Origin of the sequence: Nocardia sp. alder85J, assembly GCF_020176955.2 — a bacterium.
In the GTDB taxonomy this organism is placed as follows: Bacteria; Actinomycetota; Actinomycetes; order Mycobacteriales; family Mycobacteriaceae; genus Nocardia.
This window is the reverse complement of record NZ_JAIUCZ020000001.1, coordinates 856,445-873,546: the sequence shown is the minus strand read 5'-3', so window position 1 is coordinate 873,546 and position 17,102 is coordinate 856,445. Positions and strand designations below refer to the sequence as shown.

The window sequence follows — 17,102 nt, the reverse complement described above, 5'->3', positions numbered from 1 at the left end:
TACGCGGCAAACGGACGGGTCCCCGGGATATCCTCGCGGTATCGCGGACTCAGTTGTAGAGGTTCGGCCCGCAGACCGGCCAGGCGCCGATGCCCTGGCTGTTCAGCACGTTCTCGGCCACCCGGATCTGCTCCTCCCGGCTGGCGTCGGCGGGATTGCCCTCGCCGCCGTTGGCGTTCCAGGTGCCCTGGGTGAACTGCAGGCCGCCGTAGAATCCGTTACCGGTATTGATGCCCCAGTTGCCGCTGGACTCACACTGCGCGACGGCGTCCCAGTCGTGGCCGTCATCTGCGGAGGCGGTGCCGGCCAGGGCCAGCGGGGCGGCGACCAGCACGCCGGCGACAGCGGCGAGACCGAGGGCACGAGGGGTGAATTTGCGGTTGCGAGTCATGATGATTTCCTGCCTGCACCCAAACCACCCGCACGAATTTGCCAGCGGGTTCCCGTCCCCGGGAATCTCGGGTTGGAACTCGACCGCGGGACGGGATTACCGGTGTTCTGCGATTCGAGTTACGGCCCGGTTGTCCGGGTTGCGGACGACCATAACGAACAAATCTCGGCAGATCACGCGCAGATAACGTCAATATAGTTGACTGTAATCATCGAAATTACGGGTATTTCCGTGGCCGGTGCGGGGGGAAGTCCGGTCGCCACAGCACCGTAGTTACATTGATGTAATGTGACGTAGTTCACTCGTGTCGGACCGGAATCGCCGCCGAATGGGCTGTGCGCTGTGAGCGTTCACCGCGGTCCAGCGGGCCGACCGTCGGCGGCCGAGAGTTGGTTCACCGCTACGCGGCCGCCAGCGGCCCGGCTCCGCATCCGGGAATGCCGTGGTCCGCCGGTGCGGTACCAGGAAACCGCCCCCGTCGGCCACCCAGGAGGCCGCGGCGTTCGGCGCGGCCGAGCCGGGCGGGACCACCTTCGCCGCCCGCGAGCCCGGCATCAGCGGTCATCACCATGACCATCAGCGGTCATCACCATGACGTAGCCGCCGCCGAGGCGAGGGGCGGGCGTACCGGGACCGTTGGCCGGAAACCACATGACGCCCACCGCGTCGGAACGCCGGTGCGCCCGCGCGATCGCGCCGAGCACGATGGGTGCGGCGAAGCCGGGGGCGACGACCATCGCGGCGCGCGGATGCTCGAACACCGCGCGGACCGCGTCCGGGAACTGCGGGGTCAGTGTCGGGCCCACGCCACCGGCGAATACGCCGGGCGCCCCCACAACTCCCCCAGCCGGGTGAACGCCGCCCGGATCTCACCGCTGTCCCCATACCGCCGCCCACCGGTGAGACTGGCTCGCTCGAGGGCTCGATACGATTGTGGCGCTTGGCCGTACAGGACATTCTCGAACATGTCCGCCGGCACCGACCCGTCGGCGGCGCCGAGCGACAGCAGCGCATGCCCGGGCGCCGACCGGCCGCCCAGTCCGGAAAAGCCCAGCGCTGCGGGGCTTCCGGATCATCCGGGGACGCCTCCCGGCCGTACCACACCAGTGATTTCGCGGCGGCCTTGAACGGCACCGCATACGGTGGCTTCCCCTCCGGCCACAGCGACTGCCGCCGGCGCAGCAGAATCGTCCGCCGCGCAGCCATATTCCCCCATCACTGTTTCCCCCCGCACAGTGGTGTCGTTCGTAGGGAAACCCTGGTGGCCGCCACGGACTCGCCTCGGCGGAATGCGAGTTCCATGGCGAACTCTCACCGGGCGGGCGGGTAGTCCGGCGGTTGCCGCCGGAATGCCGGCGGCTCCTGCAACGGCTGCGCCGACGGCGGCATCTGCGCGGGCGGTTGTTGCTGGTAGCGAGCCGGAGTCGAGGGCGACAGCTGCGGCCGGGCCGGCGTCGCCGGGGCGATCGGGTCGACCGGAGTGGCCGCGGCGGCCTCCGCGGCCCGTACCGCGCGCTCGGCGGCCGGGTCGGTCTTCACGTCGAACCAGTCGGCCACTTCGTCGGAATCGTCACCGGGGTGCGCGCTCCCGTCGTCGTCCGGCGCGGACTCGTACCGGAACACGCCGTCGTCGCCCTGGGTGCCGAACTGTTTCGCGAAGCCCTCCAACGCTTTTCCGAAATCGCTGGGAACCACCCAGACCTTGTTGGCATCGCCCTTGGCCACCAGCGGCAGCGTCTGCATGTACTGGTACGCAAGCAGTTCCGGCGTCGGCTTGCCGGATTTGATGGCGGCGAACACCTTCTCGATGGCCTTGGCCTGGCCCTGCGCTTGCAGGTAGGCGGCGGCCCGCTCGCCCTGCGCGCGCAGGATGCGGCTCTGCCGCTCACCCTCCGCGGACAGGATCGCCGACTGCTTGGAGCCCTCGGCGGCGAGGATCTGCGACTGCTTGGCGCCCTCCGCGGTCTTGATCTGCGCCTCGCGCGTACCCTCCGCGGTGAGGATCATGGCCCGCTTCTCGCGGTCGGCCTTCATCTGCTTCTCCATCGACTCCTGGATCGACGGAGGCGGATCGATGGCCTTCAATTCGACCCGCGCGACCCGCAGACCCCACCGGCCGGTCGCCTCGTCCAGTACGCCGCGCAGCTGCGAATTGATCGCGTCACGCGAGGTGAGCGTCTCCTCCAGGGTCATGCCGCCGACCACGTTGCGCAGCGTGGTGATGGTCAACTGCTCGACGGCCGCGATGTAGTTGCTGATCTCGTACACCGCGGCCTGCGGCGTGGTGACCTGGAAATAGACGACGGAGTCGATCTGGACCGTCAGGTTGTCCTGGGTGATCACCGGCTGCGGCGGGAACGAGACGACCCGCTCGCGCAGATCGACCCGCGCGCGCACCCGGTCCGCGAACGGCACCAGGAAGGTCAGCTGCCCCGACACGGTCCGGGAGTACCGGCCCAGCCGCTCGATGACCGCGGCCTCCGCCTGCGGCACCAGCGCGATCGACCGGAACACCACCACCACGACCAACACGACGAGCACTATGGCGACGATCAGTACAGCCATCACGGCCCCTTCCAGACGACGGCATGCGCGCCGTCGATCTTCATCACGTAGACGGTCACTCCCTCGGGGTACTCCTCGGTGGGGTCCAGTGGCCGCGCGCTCCACACGTCCCCGCCGATCTTCACACGGCCGGTGTGCTCGTTGACCGTCTCGATCACCCGCGCCGACTTACCCGGCAGCGCGTGCACATTGGTGAGCGTCGGCGGCGGAGTCGCGAAGCGCCGCAACAACATCGGGCGCACCAGGAACAGCAGCGCCAGCGTGCTCACGCCGAACACGATCGCGTCGCCGATCACCGGCAGATGCACCGCCGCGGCCACACCCGAGGTCACCAGCGCCGCTCCGCCCAGCATGAGCAGCGTGAAATCGCCGGTGAGCATCTCGGCCGCCGCGAGCAGAACTCCCGCGATCAGCCATACGATTGCGGCCACGACTCCACACTAACCGCTCCGGCGGCGGCGACGTGGGCAAGCACGCGCAAATCCTTGCCGAGGCGGTAGTTTCGACGGGGTGCGGGAGTACGGCGATATCTATTCGGGGCACACGCGCAAGCAGCGGCGCGCCGTGCCGGAGGTGGTGGCCGAGCGCGACCTGGTGGTCGAGGACGCGGCCAGCGGATTCTGCGGTGCGGTGGTCGGCTTCGACCGCGGTTACGACGGCGAGTTCGTGAAGCTGGAGGACCGTCACGGCACGGTCCGGCTGTTCGCGCTGCGGGTGGCGGCCTTCCTCATCGACGGGCAGCCGGTGACGCTGGTCCGCCCGAAGGCCGCGGCGCCGGCCGCCCCGGTCCGATCCGCCTCCGGGTCCACCCGGGTCGCGGGCCTGCGGGCGCGGGTGGCCCGCACCAACCGGATCTGGGTGGAGGGCGTGCACGACGCCGCGCTGGTGGAGCGGGTGTGGGGTCACGACCTGCGGGTGGAGGGGGTGGTCGTCGAGCAGTTGGAGGGCCTGGACCACCTCGCCACCCGCCTGACCGAATTCGGGCCCGGAGACGGGCGGCGGGTCGGGGTCCTGGTCGACCACCTGGTCACCGGATCCAAGGAGACCGGCCTGACCACCGGGCTCGGCCCGCACGTGCTGGTCACCGGGCATCCCTACATCGATGTGTGGCAGGCGGTGCGCCCGGCGGCGGTCGGCATCCCGGCCTGGCCCGAGGTGCCGCGCGGCGAGGACTGGAAGACCGGGGTGTGCCGCCGGCTCGGCTGGGGCACACCGCAGGACGGGTGGCGGCGGGTCTACAACGCGGTCGGATCCTTCCGCGATCTGGAGGCGCCGCTGATCGGCGCGGTGGAGCGGCTCATCGACTTCGTCACCGAGGATCCGCGGTAGCCGCACCGGGACGGCGGCCGCGCAGCAGCGAGGCCACCGCCGCGACCAGGCCCAGCGCCGCCGACGCGGTGAACACCACCACCAGGCCGTCGTGGAAGGGCCCGGAGATGAGGTGCGGGAAGAACTCCCGGCCGGTCAGCGTGGCGCGGTCCGCCGCCGACAGCGCGGGCAGCACCCCGTAGGGGGCCAGCAGGTTCCCGATCGGATTCACCCCGAGGATCGCGGCGAACAGCGTCGACACCGGCGGCAGCATGCCCACCCGGGCCGCGACGTCCGGCGGCACCCCCGCGGCCTGCAATCCGCTGGACAGCGAGTGCGACAGGCTACCGGCCAGCCCCGCGATCATCAGCGTGAAGAACACGCCGATCGACAACGAGGTTCCGGAGTTCTGGAAGGTCGAGCGCATACCCGAGGCGGCGCCGCGTGCCCGCGACGGCACACTGCCCATGATCGAGGACGTGTTGGGCGAGCTGAACATTCCGAGCCCGATGCCGTTGACCGCGATCAGCAGGGCGAAAATCCAGTACGGGAAGTCGATGGGCAGCAGCAGCATTCCCACGAAGCTCGCCGAGAACGCGATCATGCCGCCGGTGGCGAAGCCGCGCTGCCCGAACCGGTCCGACAGCGATCCGGAGATCGGTCCCGCGACCAGGAAGCCGGCGGTCAGCGGCAGCAGGAAGATGCCCGCCCACAACGGCGTTCGGTCGTAGTCGTAACCGCGCAAGGGCAGCCAGATGCCCTGCAACCAGATGATCAGCATGAACTGCAACCCGCCCTGGGCGAGCCGCGCGATGAAACCGGCCAGGTTCCCGGCGGTGAACTCCCGGATGCGGAACAGCGCGAGATCGAACATCGGTTCCGCGACGGTGTGCTCGATCCACCCGAACGCCGCCAGTAGCAGCACCCCGCCGATCAGCAGCGCCAGCACCTTCGGGCTGGTCCAGCCCATCAGATGCCCGCCGTACGGTTGCAGGCCCTCGGTGATGCCGATGAGGATCGCACCCAGCCCGACCGCGAAGGTCACGTTGCCCCACCAGTCGATCCGGCCCGCGTGCCGCTCGCCGGTCTCGCGCAACGTCCGGTACGCCCACACCGTCATGAACACACCCACCGGCACGTTCACCCAGAACACCGCCCGCCAGTCCCAGATCGCCAGCACCCCGCCCACGACCAGGCCGATGAACATCCCGGCCAGTCCGGCGACCTGATTGACGCCGAGCGCGAACCCGCGCCGGTCCGCCGGGAACGCGTCGGTGAGGATGGCCGCCGAATTCGCCGTCAGCATCGAACCGCCCAGCGCCTGCAACAGCCGCCACCCGATCAGCCACATCGCGCCGTGCCCGCCGAGGAACGGATCGAAGGACAACAGGATCGAGGCGACGGTGAAGACCGCGAAGCCCGCGTTGTAGATCCGCACCCGCCCGAACATGTCGCCCAACCGGCCCAGCGTCACCACGAACACCGCCTGTACCAGGCGGTACCCCATGATCATCCAGAGCAGGTACCCGACATTGCCCCCGGACAGCGGATCCAGGTGGATACCCCGGAAGATCGCCGGCAGCGAGATGAGCACGATCGACCCGTCCAGGGCCGACATGAACACCGCCGTCGTCGTATTGGCCAGGGCCACCCAGCGATAACCGTCACCGCGCTCCCGACGCGTACCCGGCGTCGCCAATTCCGTTGCCATCAGATGCGTTCCGCCACTTTCTCGATCAACGGCACGGCGGCCGCCAGCAATTCCAGTTCCCCCCGGTCCAATCCGGCGTCCAGGGCCCGCGCCAGCAGCGCCGCCCGCTCGGTCCGCCGCTGCCCCACCAGTTCCCGCGCACCGTCGGTGACGCTGAGCAACACCCGGCGGCCGTCACCCGGATCGGCCCGCCGCTCGACCAGCCCGCGCTCCTCCAGCGCCCGCACGGTCGCCCCCATCGACTGCGGGCTGACCCGCTCCAGCTTCGCCAGGGCGCTCGGGGTCACCGGGCCACCGCGCTCCAGCCGGGACAGCGCGGACCGCTCCGAAAGACTCAGCTCACCGGCCGACGGCGCCTCCCGCAGCCGCCGCGCCAGCAGCCCGACACTCGCCCGCAGGGCAACCGCCAGCTCCTCGACATCCACCTGTTCGGCCATATTGCTAAGACTAAACTGATAAGTCCAGACTTAGCAATATGGGCCGGGTAGTCCCCGGCAGGTGGGCCGGATTCAGTCGCCGAGGCGCAGGGATCGCAGTTCGAGCTCCGGTGCGGCCTTCCGGGCCGCCTCGGGATGCTCGCCGCAGATCAGCACGGGAACATCGCGGACGATGCCGACCTCGGCGCGCGCCGACCCCGCACCGTCCGGTCCGGACCACGCCAGCTCCACCACGGCGGCGCGGCCGCCCGGCTCGATCTCCGTGCGGGCGAGCGTGATTCGCCGGTCCAGCCACGGCCAGCCGAACCGCCGGAACAGTTCGCGTTCGGCCACCTGCCCCCACCGATCCAGGGCGGTGTTGCCGCGATAGTGGCCGTCGTGCAGGGGCGGCGCGCCGGCCCGCCGCACGATGCCGTCGAGCAGGGCGGCGTCCAGGAAACTCCACGCCAGCCCGTCCGGCAGCGTGAGGCCGGTCGGCGCGAATCGGTGCCCACCGGTGTGACTGCAACTGCGCACCCGCACCCCGGCGACGCCCGCGCCGACCTCCAGCGCGAGACGGGCTCCCAGGCGACCGCAGCACTTGTCCCGCACCCCGTGGCCGCACAGCAGCACCTCGGCGGGAGCCGGCCGGCCGGTGAGGTCCGTGCCGTCGCGGCCCGGCGGATCGGCCGCATCCAGGGCGTGGCCCGGCGGTCGAACGGCCACAGCACCGGAGGTCGGACGGTCGGATCCCCGGACCACCTGCTGGCCGGTCCGGTGTGCGGGTGCGTCGGCGGTGGCGTCGAATGCTCGCGCCGCGACCAGTTCGGTGACGGTGTCGGCGAGGTGGTCCGCAGGCAGGACATAGTCGGTACCGGCGCAGCGGCCGTGCCCGGTGCGTCGCCAGATGGTCACCGGCACAGCATTTTCCGTGGCACCGATCGCCGTCACCGCGGGCCCGGTCGCCGATCGGGTCGAGGTGCCCGGCCGGACCGCGAGCAGCCGGGTGCGGTGCGGGCCACGGGCGAGGATGTCGGCGAAGGCGGGGAGCGTGTTCACATCCCGGGGCCAGGGTGGCGGCACCTCGATCAGGACCAGGGTGTCGCAGGTGGGTGCGGAGCCGATCGGGTCGACACCCTGGTCCCGGGTCCAGGCGGCGCACCGATAGTCCGTCGCGGTGGTCATGGCGCACCGGCGATCTCACGGAAGCCGTGCACCCAGGGAGTCAGGTAATCCTCCGCGGCCGCGGCCGCACCGGGGACCGGCAGTTGCAGCCGGACATCGGTGACACCGGCCGCCAGCAGGGCCGGGAGACCGGCGAGCGTGGCCGCGCGGTCCGGATTGCCATCGGGCCCGGGCACATTCGGCAGCTTACCCGCGATGCCGAGTTCCCCCGGGTCGCGGCCGAATTCGGCGACGGCATCGCGCATGCGCGGAATGGTGTCGAGCAGTTCGGCCGCCACATCGGATGCCTTGCCCCAGGGGATCCAGCCCGCGCCGAACCGGGCCAGCCGCCGCATCGCGCCGGGGTTGACGGTGCCGGACACCCAGATCGGAACCCCGCCCGGCTGTGCGGGTTTCGGCATCAGGTGGATGTTCTCGAAGGACAGCTCGGGTGCGCGGTAGGTCGCCCGCTGCTCCCGCCACAGCAGGCAGCACACCTCCAGGGTATGGTCCAGCAATCGGCCCCGCGCCGCGAAATCCAGTCCGGCCGCCTCGTATTCCGCACGCTGCCAGCCGATTCCGACGCCGAGGTCGAGACGGCCACCGGACAGCACGTCCAGGGTCGCCGCGGACTTCGCCAGCACGATCGGCCGCCGCAGCGCCGCCAGCAGGATGCTGTTGGTGAGCCGGATGCGCGTGGTCATCCCGGCCAGGAACGACATCGTCGTCATCGGCTCGAGGAAGTGACCGTCCGGCCCGGTCGGCTGCCGCCCACCGGCGCGGCCACCCAGTTCCGGCCTGGCGTACTCGTCCAGCCGCTCACCGAAGACGACGTGCTCCCCGGACAGCACCACACGATCCACCCCGGCCCGGTCGGCCCCCACCACCTGCCCGAACAACGGCGGCCACGAACCGGGATCCGAGGCCGCCATCACGACACAGCGAATCGAGAATCCGGGCGTCATCCCTGCTCCAGCAGTGCGGCGGGTACGCCGATGCTGCGCGACTCCAGGAAGTTCGCCAGCCCCTCCGGCCCGAGTTCCCGGCCCAGCCCGGACTGTTTGAAGCCGCCGAACGGCACCAGCGGGTACGGCGGGAAGTCGGCGTTGATGTTGATCGAGCCGGTGCGCAGCCGGCGCGCGACGGTCAGGGCCCGCGCCGGGTCGGCGCTCCACACCCCGCCGGACAGCCCGTACGGTGAATCGTTGGCGATCCGGACCGCCTCGTCCTCGTCGGCGAACGGGATGACGCACAACACCGGGCCGAAGATCTCCTCGCGCGCCACCGGCATGCCGTTGTCGACGTCACCGAGGATCGTCGGCTCCACGTACCAGCCGCGCGGCAGGTGCGCGGGCCGCTTACCACCGGTGACGACCCGGGCCCCGTGCGCGACGGCGTCACCGATGTAGCCCTCCACCCGGGCCCGCTGCCGCTGCGCCACCAGCGGCCCGATCACGGTCGCCGGATCGTGCGGATCGCCGACCGGAATGCCGCGCGCGGTGGCCCCGGCCGCGGCCAGCGCTTCGTCGTACCGGTTGCGGTGCACCAGGATTCGGGTCTGGGCCGCACACACCTGGCCGGAGCGGTTCATGCCGATGCCGACCACGGCCGGCACCACGGTCGCCACATCGGCGTCCTCGAGCAGTACGCAGGCCGATTTGCCGCCGAGTTCCAGCGACACCCGCTTCACCTGTTCCCCGCACAGGCTCATGATCCGTTTCCCGGCCGCGGTGGATCCGGTGAACGCGATCTTGTCGACGCCGGGGTGGGTGACCAGGTGTTCGCCGACCTCACGGCCGCCGGGCACCACGTTCACCACCCCGGCGGGTAACCCCGCCTCGTGCAGCGCCTCGGCCAGGACGAACGTGCTCAGCGGCGCTTCCGGTGGCGGCTTGACGACCACCGTGCACCCGGCCGCGAGCGCGGGCGCGATCTTCCACGCCGCCAGCGTGACCGGCGAATTCCACGCAATGATCGCGCCGACGACGCCGACCGGCTCCTGGGTGACGATCCCCGCCCGGGTGCCGTCGAGCACCGCCCGCTCGAATTCGTAGCTGCCCGCCAGCTGTCCGTAGTACTCGAACACCGGGGCCACCAGAGCCGTCTGCGAGCCGGGATTGCCGACGGGACAAGCGATCTCCTCGACGGTCACGGCGGCGATGTCGGCGGCCCGCCGATGCAGCGCCACGGCCGCGCGCCGCAGTACGGCCCCGCGCTCGGCGGGACTGCGCCGCGGCCACGGTCCGGTGTCGAAGGCCGCGCGCGCGGCGGCGACGGCCCGGTCGATATCGGCGCCGGTGGCCACCGGGACCTCGCCGACGACCTCTTCACTCGACGGCGACACCACCGGGAACCGCTGTGCCGTCGCCGGTTCCGCCCACACCCCGCCGATGTAGAAGGCGTCGCGGTACAGCAATCGCTGATTCATGCTCTCTCGCTCACATTTCCGCAGTGTCGTAGCCGGGTCCGGTCAGCCCGGCATGTTGATGCCACCGTCGACGACGAGCACCTGACCGGTCATGTAGCCCGCGCCGGCCGAGCAGAGGAAGCCCACCACCGGCGACACGTCCTCCGGATGGCCGACGCGACCCAGCGGCGCACCCGCGACACCCTTGCGCAACACCTCGGCGGGCACCGCCGCCAGCGTGGCCTCGGTGTCGATCACTCCCGGAGCGACGGCGTTGACGGTGATCCCGAACGGGCCGAGCTCCCGCGCCAGCGTCTTGGTCATCGTCACGACGGCCGCCTTGGACATCGAATAGTGCAGCGAGCCCGGCACGGTCGCGTAGATCGAGGCCGAGCTCTGGTTCACGATGCGGCCGAAGCCCTGGCGCTTCATGTGCGGGATCGCGGCCCGGCACATGTAGTAGGTACCGCTGATGTTGATGTCGATGTTGCGCTGCCACATGTCCAGGCCGATGTTCTCGGCGATGTCGAAGCTGCGGTTGCGGTACAGCGCCGCGTTGTTGATCAGGAAATCGATCGAGCCCTGTCCGGCCACCACCGCGTCCACACCCGCGGCGCACGCCTGCGCGTCGGCGATATCGAATACCGAAGTGCTTGCCGTGCCGCCAGATTCGACGATCTCCTTGGTGACCGCCGCGGCCGCTGCGGCATCGATGTCGGCGACCACGACGTGCGCGCCGCGACCGGCGAAGTGCCGCGCGTACTCCGCGCCGATGCCGTTGCCCGCGCCGGTGACGACGGCGACGCGACCGGTGAAGTCGGACATAGGAATACCTCCCGCGGCCGGACCGCCGCATGACCTCGTTGTCCGCGGGCCCGCGACCGGCCCCGCGCTGCTGCCGGTGACGGCCCGGTGACCACCACCATCGAAATGCAAGACTACCCTTGCATGTAGGCGCGGGCAAGCGCATGATGTGTTCGAGGTCACTACCGCCGCACTCGCCGGCGATCACGCGACAGCGCCGAAATCAGTGATTTCGCAAGGGGTTTCGTCAATGAACAGACAGCAGGAGCTCGACGCGATGCGCCGCATGCTGCGCATCCGCCGGTTCGAGGAAGCCGCGATGGACATCGTGCGCAAGGGCCAGGGCATCGCCGGGTCCGTCCATCTGTGTATCGGCCAGGAGGCCACCGTCGTCGGCGCCTGCCTGGCGCTGCGCGACGACGACTTCATGGTCGGCTACCACCGCTCGCACGGTCATCCGATCGCGAAGGGGGCGCGACTCGGGCCGCTGATGGCCGAGCTGATGGGCCGCAGCACCGGAATCTGCCACGGCAAGGGCGGTTCCATGCATCTGGCCGATTTCCGGGTGGGCAGTCTCGGCGAGACCGCGATCGTCGGGGCGGGCATCCCGCAGGCCGCCGGCGCCGCCTATGCCGCGCGCATCCGCGGCACCGATCAGGTGGCGCTGTCGTTCTTCGGCGACGGCGGCGCCAACATCGGCGCGTTCCACGAGGGCCTGAACCTGGCCGCCGCCTGGCGGCTCGGCGTCGTATTCGTCTGCGAGAACAACCTTTACGCGATGTCCACGGCCCTGTCGGACACCATGGCCGCCGACAGCATCGCCGCCCGCGCCACCGCCTACCGGATGCCCGGGGTGAGCGTCGACGGCCAGGACGTCGCCGCGGTGTACGAGTCCGTCGCCGCCGCCGTGGACCGGGCCCGCAGCGGCGGCGGCCCGACCCTGATCGAGGCCCGCACCTACCGCTATCGCGACCACGCCGAATACGGCGGAATGGAGCTGGGCCACCGCGCGATCGAGGAACTCGAGCAGTGGCGCACCCGCGACCCGCTGGATCTGCTGCGGGCCCGGCTGCTGGCCGGCGGCACGGACGAGCGGGTACTCGACGAGATGGCGGCGGCGGTCGCCGAGGAGGTGCGGGAGGCGGTCCGGTTCGCCCGGCGCAGCCCGCAACCCGAACCCGCCGCGTTGTTCGAGGATCTGTGGGCGACGCCGGTGGAGGCGGCCCGGTGACCACGATGAGCTACCGTGAGGCGATCCGCCGGGCGATGCTCGAGGAGATGCGCCGCGACCGCAACGTGGTGGTGTTCTGTGAGGACGCCCGCTTCTGGACGATGCCCACGCACGGTTTCGTGGACGAGTTCGGTCCGGACCGGGTACCGATCATGCCGATCTCCGAGGAGGGCTTCACCGGCGCGGCGATCGGCGCGGCCATGACCGGCGTGCGGCCGATCGTCGACTACACCATCGCCAACCTCATGTACGTGGCGTGGGACCAGATCGTCAACCACGCCGCGAAGAATCGCTATCTGTTCGGCGGCCAGGCGAGTGTGCCGATCGTGTTCCGCGCGGCCATGAAGTACGCCAACGCCACGGCGGCACAGCATTCGGACCGTCCCTATCCGCAGCTGATGAACGTACCCGGCCTCAAGATCGTCGTGCCGTCCAACCCGGCCGACGCGCTGGGACTGCTGAAATCGGCCATCCGCGACGACGATCCGGTGGTCTACTTCGAACCGCTGCTGCTGTGGTCCGCCAAGGGCGAGGTGCCCGACGGGGAACATCTGGTCCCGATCGGCCGGGCCGCGGTGACCCGGCCGGGTCGCGACGTCACCGTCGTCGCGATCGGCGACGCGGTCCCGGCGGCGATGAAAGCCGCTGCGGCACTGTCGGATCGGGGCATCGAGGCGGAGGTGCTGGATCCGCGCACCCTGGTCCCGCTGGACCGGACCGCGATCCTGGAGTCGGTGGCGCGCACCGGCCGGCTCGTCGTCGCCGATCCGGCGCACAAGACCTGCGGCGCGGCCGCGGAGATCGCGGCGATCGTGGCCGAGGAGGGCTTCGCCAGCCTGCGCGCCCCGATCGCGCGGGTGGTCGCCCCGGACGTGCACCCGCCGTTCAGCCCCGCGCTGGAGCGGCTGATGTACCCCACCCCCGAACGCATCGCGGCCGCCGCCGAAGCGCTGGTGACCGGCGCCCCCCGGAAGGAACTGGTCGGGCCATGAGCGAAACATCCACGCCGCGTGTCGAAGTCAACCTCCCCCAGTTCGGCATGGGCATGACCGAGGGCACCGTCCTGCAATGGTTCAAGCAGGAGGGCGACCCGGTCACCGAGGACGAGGATATCGCCGAGGTCGAGGCGGAGAAGATCACCGTGATGGTGGTCGCACCCGAATCCGGCACGCTGGCACGGATTCTCGTGCCACCCGGGGAAACCGTCCCGGTGTTCACCACCCTCGCGCTCATCGACGAGGGCGACGACCGATGACCGGCACGGAACAGGATCGCCCCGGCGCCGGGCGGGTGGCCGGGAAGGTCGCGATCGTCACCGGCGGCGGTCAGGTCGACGGGCCCGGCGTCGGCACCGGCAAGGCCGCCGCGATCCTGCTGGCCCGGCACGGCGCCGACGTCGTGCTGGTCGACCGCGAACCCGCGCGCGCCGAGGTGACCCGCACGGAGATCGAGCAGGCCGGCGGCAGCGCGGTGGTGGTCGCCGGCGATGTCACCGACGGCGCCGACTGCGCGCGCGCCACGCAGACCGCGCTGGACCGCTTCGGCCGCCTCGACATCCTGATCAACAACGTCGGCGTCTCGCAGCCGGGGAGCATCCTGGACACCGACGAACAGCAGTGGGACCGGATGCTGGAGATCAACCTGAAATCCGTGTATCTGATGTCGCGCCGGGCGATTCCGGCGATGGCAGCGACCGGCGGCGGCTCGATCGTGAACATCTCCTCGATCGGCGCGCTGCGCGCGATCGGCTTCGCGGCCTACTCCACGGCCAAGGGCGGGATGATCTCGCTGTCGCAGGAGATGGCCGCGGCGCACGGACATCAGGGCATCCGCGTCAACGTCGTGGTTCCGGGCTCGGTGCAGACACCGCGCACCGAGGGCGCCGCGGCGAAGCTGGGCCAGGATCTGGACCGCATCCGCGACACCGCGGCGGCCGTGCTGCCGCTCGGCCGCACCACCCACGGCACCGGCTGGGACATCGGCTGGGCCGCACTGTTCTTCGCCACCGACGAAGCGCAGTGGATCACCGGCCAGGTGCTCGCCGTCGACGGCGGGGCGAGTGTCACCCTGCCCGCGGTCGCGCTGGCCGGACTGCGACGTGCGGAGCAGTCGTGACCCCGGCGGAGCTGTTCGCCGCCTGGGGCGCGGCCTGGCTCACCCGCGATCCGGCCGAGCGACTGCGCCGCTTCGAGCAATGCTGCACCGAGGACGTGGAATTCGTGCCGCCGGACGACCGCCCGGTGGTACGCGGCCGGGCCGCGCTGGCCCGGCACGTCACCGAGTACACCCGGACCTGGCCCGCCGGCGTCGGATTCGAGCTGACCCGGCCCCCCGACACCCACCACGACTACAGCCGCGGCGTGGTCCGCTGGACCTTTCCCAGCGCGACCGCGGTGGGCTGCGACATCATCCGCATCGAGCGGGGGCGGATCGCCTCGATGCTGGTCTTCGCCGAGCCCTGACGACCGCCCGCCACCCGCTACGAAAGAAGGTGCACCAGTGACCGGCAACGGCACCCACGACGCCCGGCGCATCCGGGAAGCGCTCGGCCATGTCGTCATCGACGCCGACGCTCACCATGTCGAGATCAGCGTGGCATTCGCCGATTTCGTCCGCGACCACGGCGGCGGCGCACTGCTCGCCGATCCGGCAGTGCGCGCCCTGGGCCTGACCGATTCCGCCGGGGAACAGGTTCCGGCGCTGGACCAGCGCCGGCGCCGGCACATCTCGGCCCGTCCGGTGTGGTGGACCCCGGCCGATACGCTCGACTACGCCAGCGTCACCATGCCCGCGCTCTACCACGAGCGCCTCGGCGAGGCGGGTATCGACTTCGCGGTGGTGTATCCGTCGCGCGGACTGACGCTGCTGTCGCTGGAGAACGAGGACACCCGGGTCGGCCTGGCCCGGCTGTACAACGAGTATGTCGCCGAAATCTATGCGCCGTACCGGGATCGGCTGTCGCCGGTGGCGGTGATCCCGGCGCACACCCCCGCCGAGGGCATCGCGGCGCTGGAGCACGCCACCTCCGTCGGGCTGCGCGCGGCGCTGATGCCGTCGTTCGTGTGGCGGCCGATCCCGGCCTTCGCGGACGCGCCGCCGCAGTACCGGTCCCGGCTGCAACGCATCGACAACTTCGGCCTGGACAGCGAATACGACTACGACCCGTTCTGGGCGAAGGCGGTGGAGCTGGACGTGCCGCTGTCCTGCCACACCTCCGGCTTCACACTGCCGGGTCACTTCACGCCTTCCAACTATTCCTATGCCGCAGGGCATTTCGCCGCCGTCGGTGAGGGCACCGCGAAATCGCTGTTCCTCGGCGGCGTCACCACCCGCTTCCCCGGGCTGCGCATCGCCCTGCTGGAGGGCGGCGTCGCGGTCGGGGTGCGGGTGTACGGAGATCTGGTGTCCCGCTTCGAGAAACGCGGCCGCGCCGGGCTGGACCGGCTGGACCCGACCCATCTGGACGCCGCCGAACTGCACCGGCTGGCCGGTCGCTACGCACCCGGCCTGACCCGCTACGCACCCGAACAACTGGTGCCGGGCACCTCCGCCCCCGACGGTCAGGTCGACGACTTCGCGGCCAGCGGCGTGACCTCGGTGGCCGAGATCCGGGACGCGTTCTGCCGCAACTTCTTCTGGGGCTGCGAGGGTGACGACCCGCTGGTCGGTCTGGCCTGGGACGGCCGGGTGAATCCACTGGGCGCCACGCTACCCGCGATGATGGGCTCCGACCTCGGGCACTGGGACGTGCCGTCCTTCACGCTACCGCTGGTGGAGGCGTACGAACTGGTCGAGGACGGCATTCTCACCCCGGCGCAGTTCGAGGAGTTCGTCTGCACCAACGCCGTGCGCTACTACGCCGGCGCCGGTTCGTCGTTCTTCGCCGGCACCGCGGTGGCCGCCGACGTCGAACGCATCCAATCCGCCACCTGGGAGCGAACGGCGTGACCCCGGAGATGCAACGCGAGCTGGGGCGGCGCACCCTGGCCCTGCTGGACCGCAAGACCACCGACATGGCCGAGCATCTCATGGAGGAGCCGCTGGCGGGCTACCGTTCCGCCGAGCAGTTCGAGCGGGAGCGGCAGCTGATCTTCGGCCGGTATCCGATGTTCGTCGGCCTGAGTTGCGATCTGCCGCAGCCGGGTTCGTGGTTCACCTTCGACGCCACCGGCACCCCGATCCTGATCACCCGCGATTCCGCGGGCCGGGTGCGGGCTCTGCTCAACATGTGCCGCCATCGCGGCGTGCGCGTGGTGGAATCCGGCCGCGGCGCCCGCGCCCGCCGGTTCACCTGCCCGTTCCACGCCTGGTCCTACGATATCGAGGGCGCGCTGGTCGGCGTCACCGGCCCGGAGGGGTTCACCGAATTACGCAGGGCGGAACGGGGACTCGTCGAGCTACCGGCTGAGGAACGGTACGGGATGCTGTTCGTCGCCGCTCATCCCGAGGCCGGCTTCACCGTCGACGATCACTTGGGCGGGCTGGCAGAGCAGTTCGCCTCCTTCGGTTTCGAGAGCTGGCAGTCGATCGCGGCGGCCCATCCGCATCCGGTGCGGGCGAACTGGAAGGTGGCCTGGGGCACCCACCTGGAGACCTATCACTTCGCCTATCTGCACAAGGCCACCGCGGGGCCCCTGGTCTACGGCAACACCTCGATCGCCGACTTCTACGGTGATCACGCGCTGATGACCTCGACCATGCGCACGGTGGACCGGCTGCGCGAACTGCCGGAGGAGCAGTGGCGGCCGGTGGACGACGGCCAGATCAACCTGAACTACCGGCTGTTCCCGAATCTGAGCTTCTCGGTGGTGGCCGACCGGCTGGAGATCTTCACCATCTATCCGGGCGAAACCCGGCACGAGACGGTGGCCTGGCATCACGCCTACCGCCGCACCGCGCCGGCCCCGGAGGAGGCCGACGCGCTGGACAAGGAGGTGCGCTGGGCCTGCCAGACCGTCGTCGACAACGAGGACTACGCGATGGCCGCCCAGGTCGGCGCGGCGATGCGGTCCCCGTACACGCCGGAGACGATGGTGTTCGGCCGCAACGAGCCGGTGATGCAGCACATGGCACTGGCCCTGCGCCGGGCCCTGGAGCGATCGTGA

18 protein-coding genes are annotated in these 17,102 nt (G+C 70.6%); 8 read left to right on the top strand and 10 right to left on the bottom strand.

Annotated features, from left to right (window positions below; all coding sequences use genetic code 11):
• Nucleotides 1-49: 49 nt before the first annotated feature.
• The 4 genes from LBW94_RS04120 to LBW94_RS04105 form a co-directional block, all read right to left on the bottom strand.
• Entirely contained in the window at nucleotides 50-391 is a 342-nt protein-coding gene (locus LBW94_RS04120; RefSeq protein WP_225061138.1) for a transglycosylase family protein, read from the bottom strand.
• Between the two features lie 554 nt (nucleotides 392-945).
• A complete protein-coding gene (locus LBW94_RS04115; protein ID WP_225061137.1) occupies nucleotides 946-1,197 on the bottom strand; it encodes a hypothetical protein in 252 nt (83 codons plus the stop codon).
• A gap of 505 nt (nucleotides 1,198-1,702) precedes the next feature.
• Entirely contained in the window at nucleotides 1,703-2,956 is a 1,254-nt protein-coding gene (locus LBW94_RS04110) for an SPFH domain-containing protein (RefSeq protein WP_225061136.1), read from the bottom strand.
• On the bottom strand, nucleotides 2,956-3,387 hold the full coding sequence (locus tag LBW94_RS04105; protein ID WP_225061135.1) for an NfeD family protein: 432 nt from the start codon (nucleotides 3,385-3,387) through the stop codon (nucleotides 2,956-2,958). Before LBW94_RS04105 ends, LBW94_RS04110 begins: the two co-directional genes overlap by 1 nt.
• A gap of 79 nt (nucleotides 3,388-3,466) precedes the next feature.
• On the opposite strand from LBW94_RS04105, the gene LBW94_RS04100 reads away from it, so the two are divergent.
• A complete protein-coding gene (locus LBW94_RS04100; RefSeq protein ID WP_225061134.1) occupies nucleotides 3,467-4,285 on the top strand; it encodes a DUF3097 domain-containing protein in 819 nt (272 codons plus the stop codon).
• Here LBW94_RS04100 and LBW94_RS04095 read toward each other — a convergent pair.
• The 6 genes from LBW94_RS04095 to LBW94_RS04070 form a co-directional block, all read right to left on the bottom strand.
• Nucleotides 4,266-5,975: an MFS transporter gene (locus LBW94_RS04095; RefSeq protein WP_225061133.1), complete on the bottom strand. Its 1,710-nt coding sequence runs from the start codon at nucleotides 5,973-5,975 to the stop codon at nucleotides 4,266-4,268. The two genes, LBW94_RS04100 and LBW94_RS04095, sit on opposite strands and share 20 nt — an antisense overlap.
• Nucleotides 5,975-6,412, bottom strand: a complete 438-nt coding sequence (locus LBW94_RS04090; RefSeq protein WP_225061132.1) for a MarR family winged helix-turn-helix transcriptional regulator — start codon at nucleotides 6,410-6,412, stop codon at nucleotides 5,975-5,977. Before LBW94_RS04090 ends, LBW94_RS04095 begins: the two co-directional genes overlap by 1 nt.
• A gap of 72 nt (nucleotides 6,413-6,484) precedes the next feature.
• The gene (locus LBW94_RS04085; protein WP_225061131.1) at nucleotides 6,485-7,576 is read right to left on the bottom strand and encodes a sucrase ferredoxin; all 1,092 of its coding nucleotides are present in this window, start codon (nucleotides 7,574-7,576) and stop codon (nucleotides 6,485-6,487) included.
• On the bottom strand, nucleotides 7,573-8,520 hold the full coding sequence (locus LBW94_RS04080) for a TIGR03619 family F420-dependent LLM class oxidoreductase (protein WP_225061130.1): 948 nt from the start codon (nucleotides 8,518-8,520) through the stop codon (nucleotides 7,573-7,575). Before LBW94_RS04080 ends, LBW94_RS04085 begins: the two co-directional genes overlap by 4 nt.
• Entirely contained in the window at nucleotides 8,517-9,983 is a 1,467-nt protein-coding gene (locus LBW94_RS04075; protein WP_225061129.1) for an aldehyde dehydrogenase, read from the bottom strand. Before LBW94_RS04075 ends, LBW94_RS04080 begins: the two co-directional genes overlap by 4 nt.
• Nucleotides 9,984-10,025: 42 nt before the next feature.
• Nucleotides 10,026-10,787, bottom strand: a complete 762-nt coding sequence (locus LBW94_RS04070) for an SDR family NAD(P)-dependent oxidoreductase (protein WP_225061128.1) — start codon at nucleotides 10,785-10,787, stop codon at nucleotides 10,026-10,028.
• Nucleotides 10,788-11,016: 229 nt separating this feature from the next.
• On the opposite strand from LBW94_RS04070, the gene LBW94_RS04065 reads away from it, so the two are divergent.
• The 7 genes from LBW94_RS04065 to LBW94_RS04035 are packed head-to-tail and all read left to right on the top strand — an operon-like array spanning nucleotide 11,017 to nucleotide 17,102.
• Nucleotides 11,017-11,997 (top strand): thiamine pyrophosphate-dependent dehydrogenase E1 component subunit alpha, encoded by a 981-nt coding sequence (locus LBW94_RS04065; protein ID WP_225061127.1) that lies wholly within the window; start codon nucleotides 11,017-11,019, stop codon nucleotides 11,995-11,997.
• A 5-nt stretch (nucleotides 11,998-12,002) separates the two neighbouring features.
• On the top strand, nucleotides 12,003-12,989 hold the full coding sequence (locus tag LBW94_RS04060; RefSeq protein WP_225061169.1) for an alpha-ketoacid dehydrogenase subunit beta: 987 nt from the start codon (nucleotides 12,003-12,005) through the stop codon (nucleotides 12,987-12,989).
• A complete protein-coding gene (locus LBW94_RS04055) occupies nucleotides 12,986-13,252 on the top strand; it encodes a biotin/lipoyl-containing protein (RefSeq protein ID WP_225061126.1) in 267 nt (88 codons plus the stop codon). Before LBW94_RS04060 ends, LBW94_RS04055 begins: the two co-directional genes overlap by 4 nt.
• Nucleotides 13,249-14,112 (top strand): SDR family NAD(P)-dependent oxidoreductase, encoded by an 864-nt coding sequence (locus LBW94_RS04050; RefSeq protein WP_225061125.1) that lies wholly within the window; start codon nucleotides 13,249-13,251, stop codon nucleotides 14,110-14,112. Before LBW94_RS04055 ends, LBW94_RS04050 begins: the two co-directional genes overlap by 4 nt.
• A complete protein-coding gene (locus tag LBW94_RS04045) occupies nucleotides 14,109-14,459 on the top strand; it encodes a nuclear transport factor 2 family protein (protein WP_225061124.1) in 351 nt (116 codons plus the stop codon). Before LBW94_RS04050 ends, LBW94_RS04045 begins: the two co-directional genes overlap by 4 nt.
• A gap of 37 nt (nucleotides 14,460-14,496) precedes the next feature.
• The gene (locus tag LBW94_RS04040) at nucleotides 14,497-15,945 is read left to right on the top strand and encodes an amidohydrolase family protein (RefSeq protein WP_225061123.1); all 1,449 of its coding nucleotides are present in this window, start codon (nucleotides 14,497-14,499) and stop codon (nucleotides 15,943-15,945) included.
• Nucleotides 15,942-17,102, top strand: a complete 1,161-nt coding sequence (locus tag LBW94_RS04035) for an aromatic ring-hydroxylating oxygenase subunit alpha (RefSeq protein WP_225061122.1) — start codon at nucleotides 15,942-15,944, stop codon at nucleotides 17,100-17,102. Before LBW94_RS04040 ends, LBW94_RS04035 begins: the two co-directional genes overlap by 4 nt.

Bases quoted from the DNA above. Each gene is read 5' to 3' on its own strand.
- LBW94_RS04120 (WP_225061138.1), bottom strand. From the start codon at position 391: ATGACTCGCAACCGCAAATTCACCCCTCGTGCCCTCGGTCTCGCCGCT.
- LBW94_RS04110 (WP_225061136.1), bottom strand. From the start codon at position 2,956: ATGGCTGTACTGATCGTCGCCATAGTGCTCGTCGTGTTGGTCGTGGTG.
- LBW94_RS04095 (WP_225061133.1), bottom strand. From the start codon at position 5,975: ATGGCAACGGAATTGGCGACGCCGGGTACGCGTCGGGAGCGCGGTGAC.
- LBW94_RS04090 (WP_225061132.1), bottom strand. From the start codon at position 6,412: ATGGCCGAACAGGTGGATGTCGAGGAGCTGGCGGTTGCCCTGCGGGCG.
- LBW94_RS04085 (WP_225061131.1), bottom strand. From the start codon at position 7,576: ATGACCACCGCGACGGACTATCGGTGCGCCGCCTGGACCCGGGACCAG.
- LBW94_RS04080 (WP_225061130.1), bottom strand. From the start codon at position 8,520: ATGACGCCCGGATTCTCGATTCGCTGTGTCGTGATGGCGGCCTCGGAT.
- LBW94_RS04075 (WP_225061129.1), bottom strand. From the start codon at position 9,983: ATGAATCAGCGATTGCTGTACCGCGACGCCTTCTACATCGGCGGGGTG.
- LBW94_RS04070 (WP_225061128.1), bottom strand. From the start codon at position 10,787: ATGTCCGACTTCACCGGTCGCGTCGCCGTCGTCACCGGCGCGGGCAAC.
- LBW94_RS04065 (WP_225061127.1), top strand. From the start codon at position 11,017: ATGAACAGACAGCAGGAGCTCGACGCGATGCGCCGCATGCTGCGCATC.
- LBW94_RS04060 (WP_225061169.1), top strand. From the start codon at position 12,003: ATGAGCTACCGTGAGGCGATCCGCCGGGCGATGCTCGAGGAGATGCGC.
- LBW94_RS04055 (WP_225061126.1), top strand. From the start codon at position 12,986: ATGAGCGAAACATCCACGCCGCGTGTCGAAGTCAACCTCCCCCAGTTC.
- LBW94_RS04050 (WP_225061125.1), top strand. From the start codon at position 13,249: ATGACCGGCACGGAACAGGATCGCCCCGGCGCCGGGCGGGTGGCCGGG.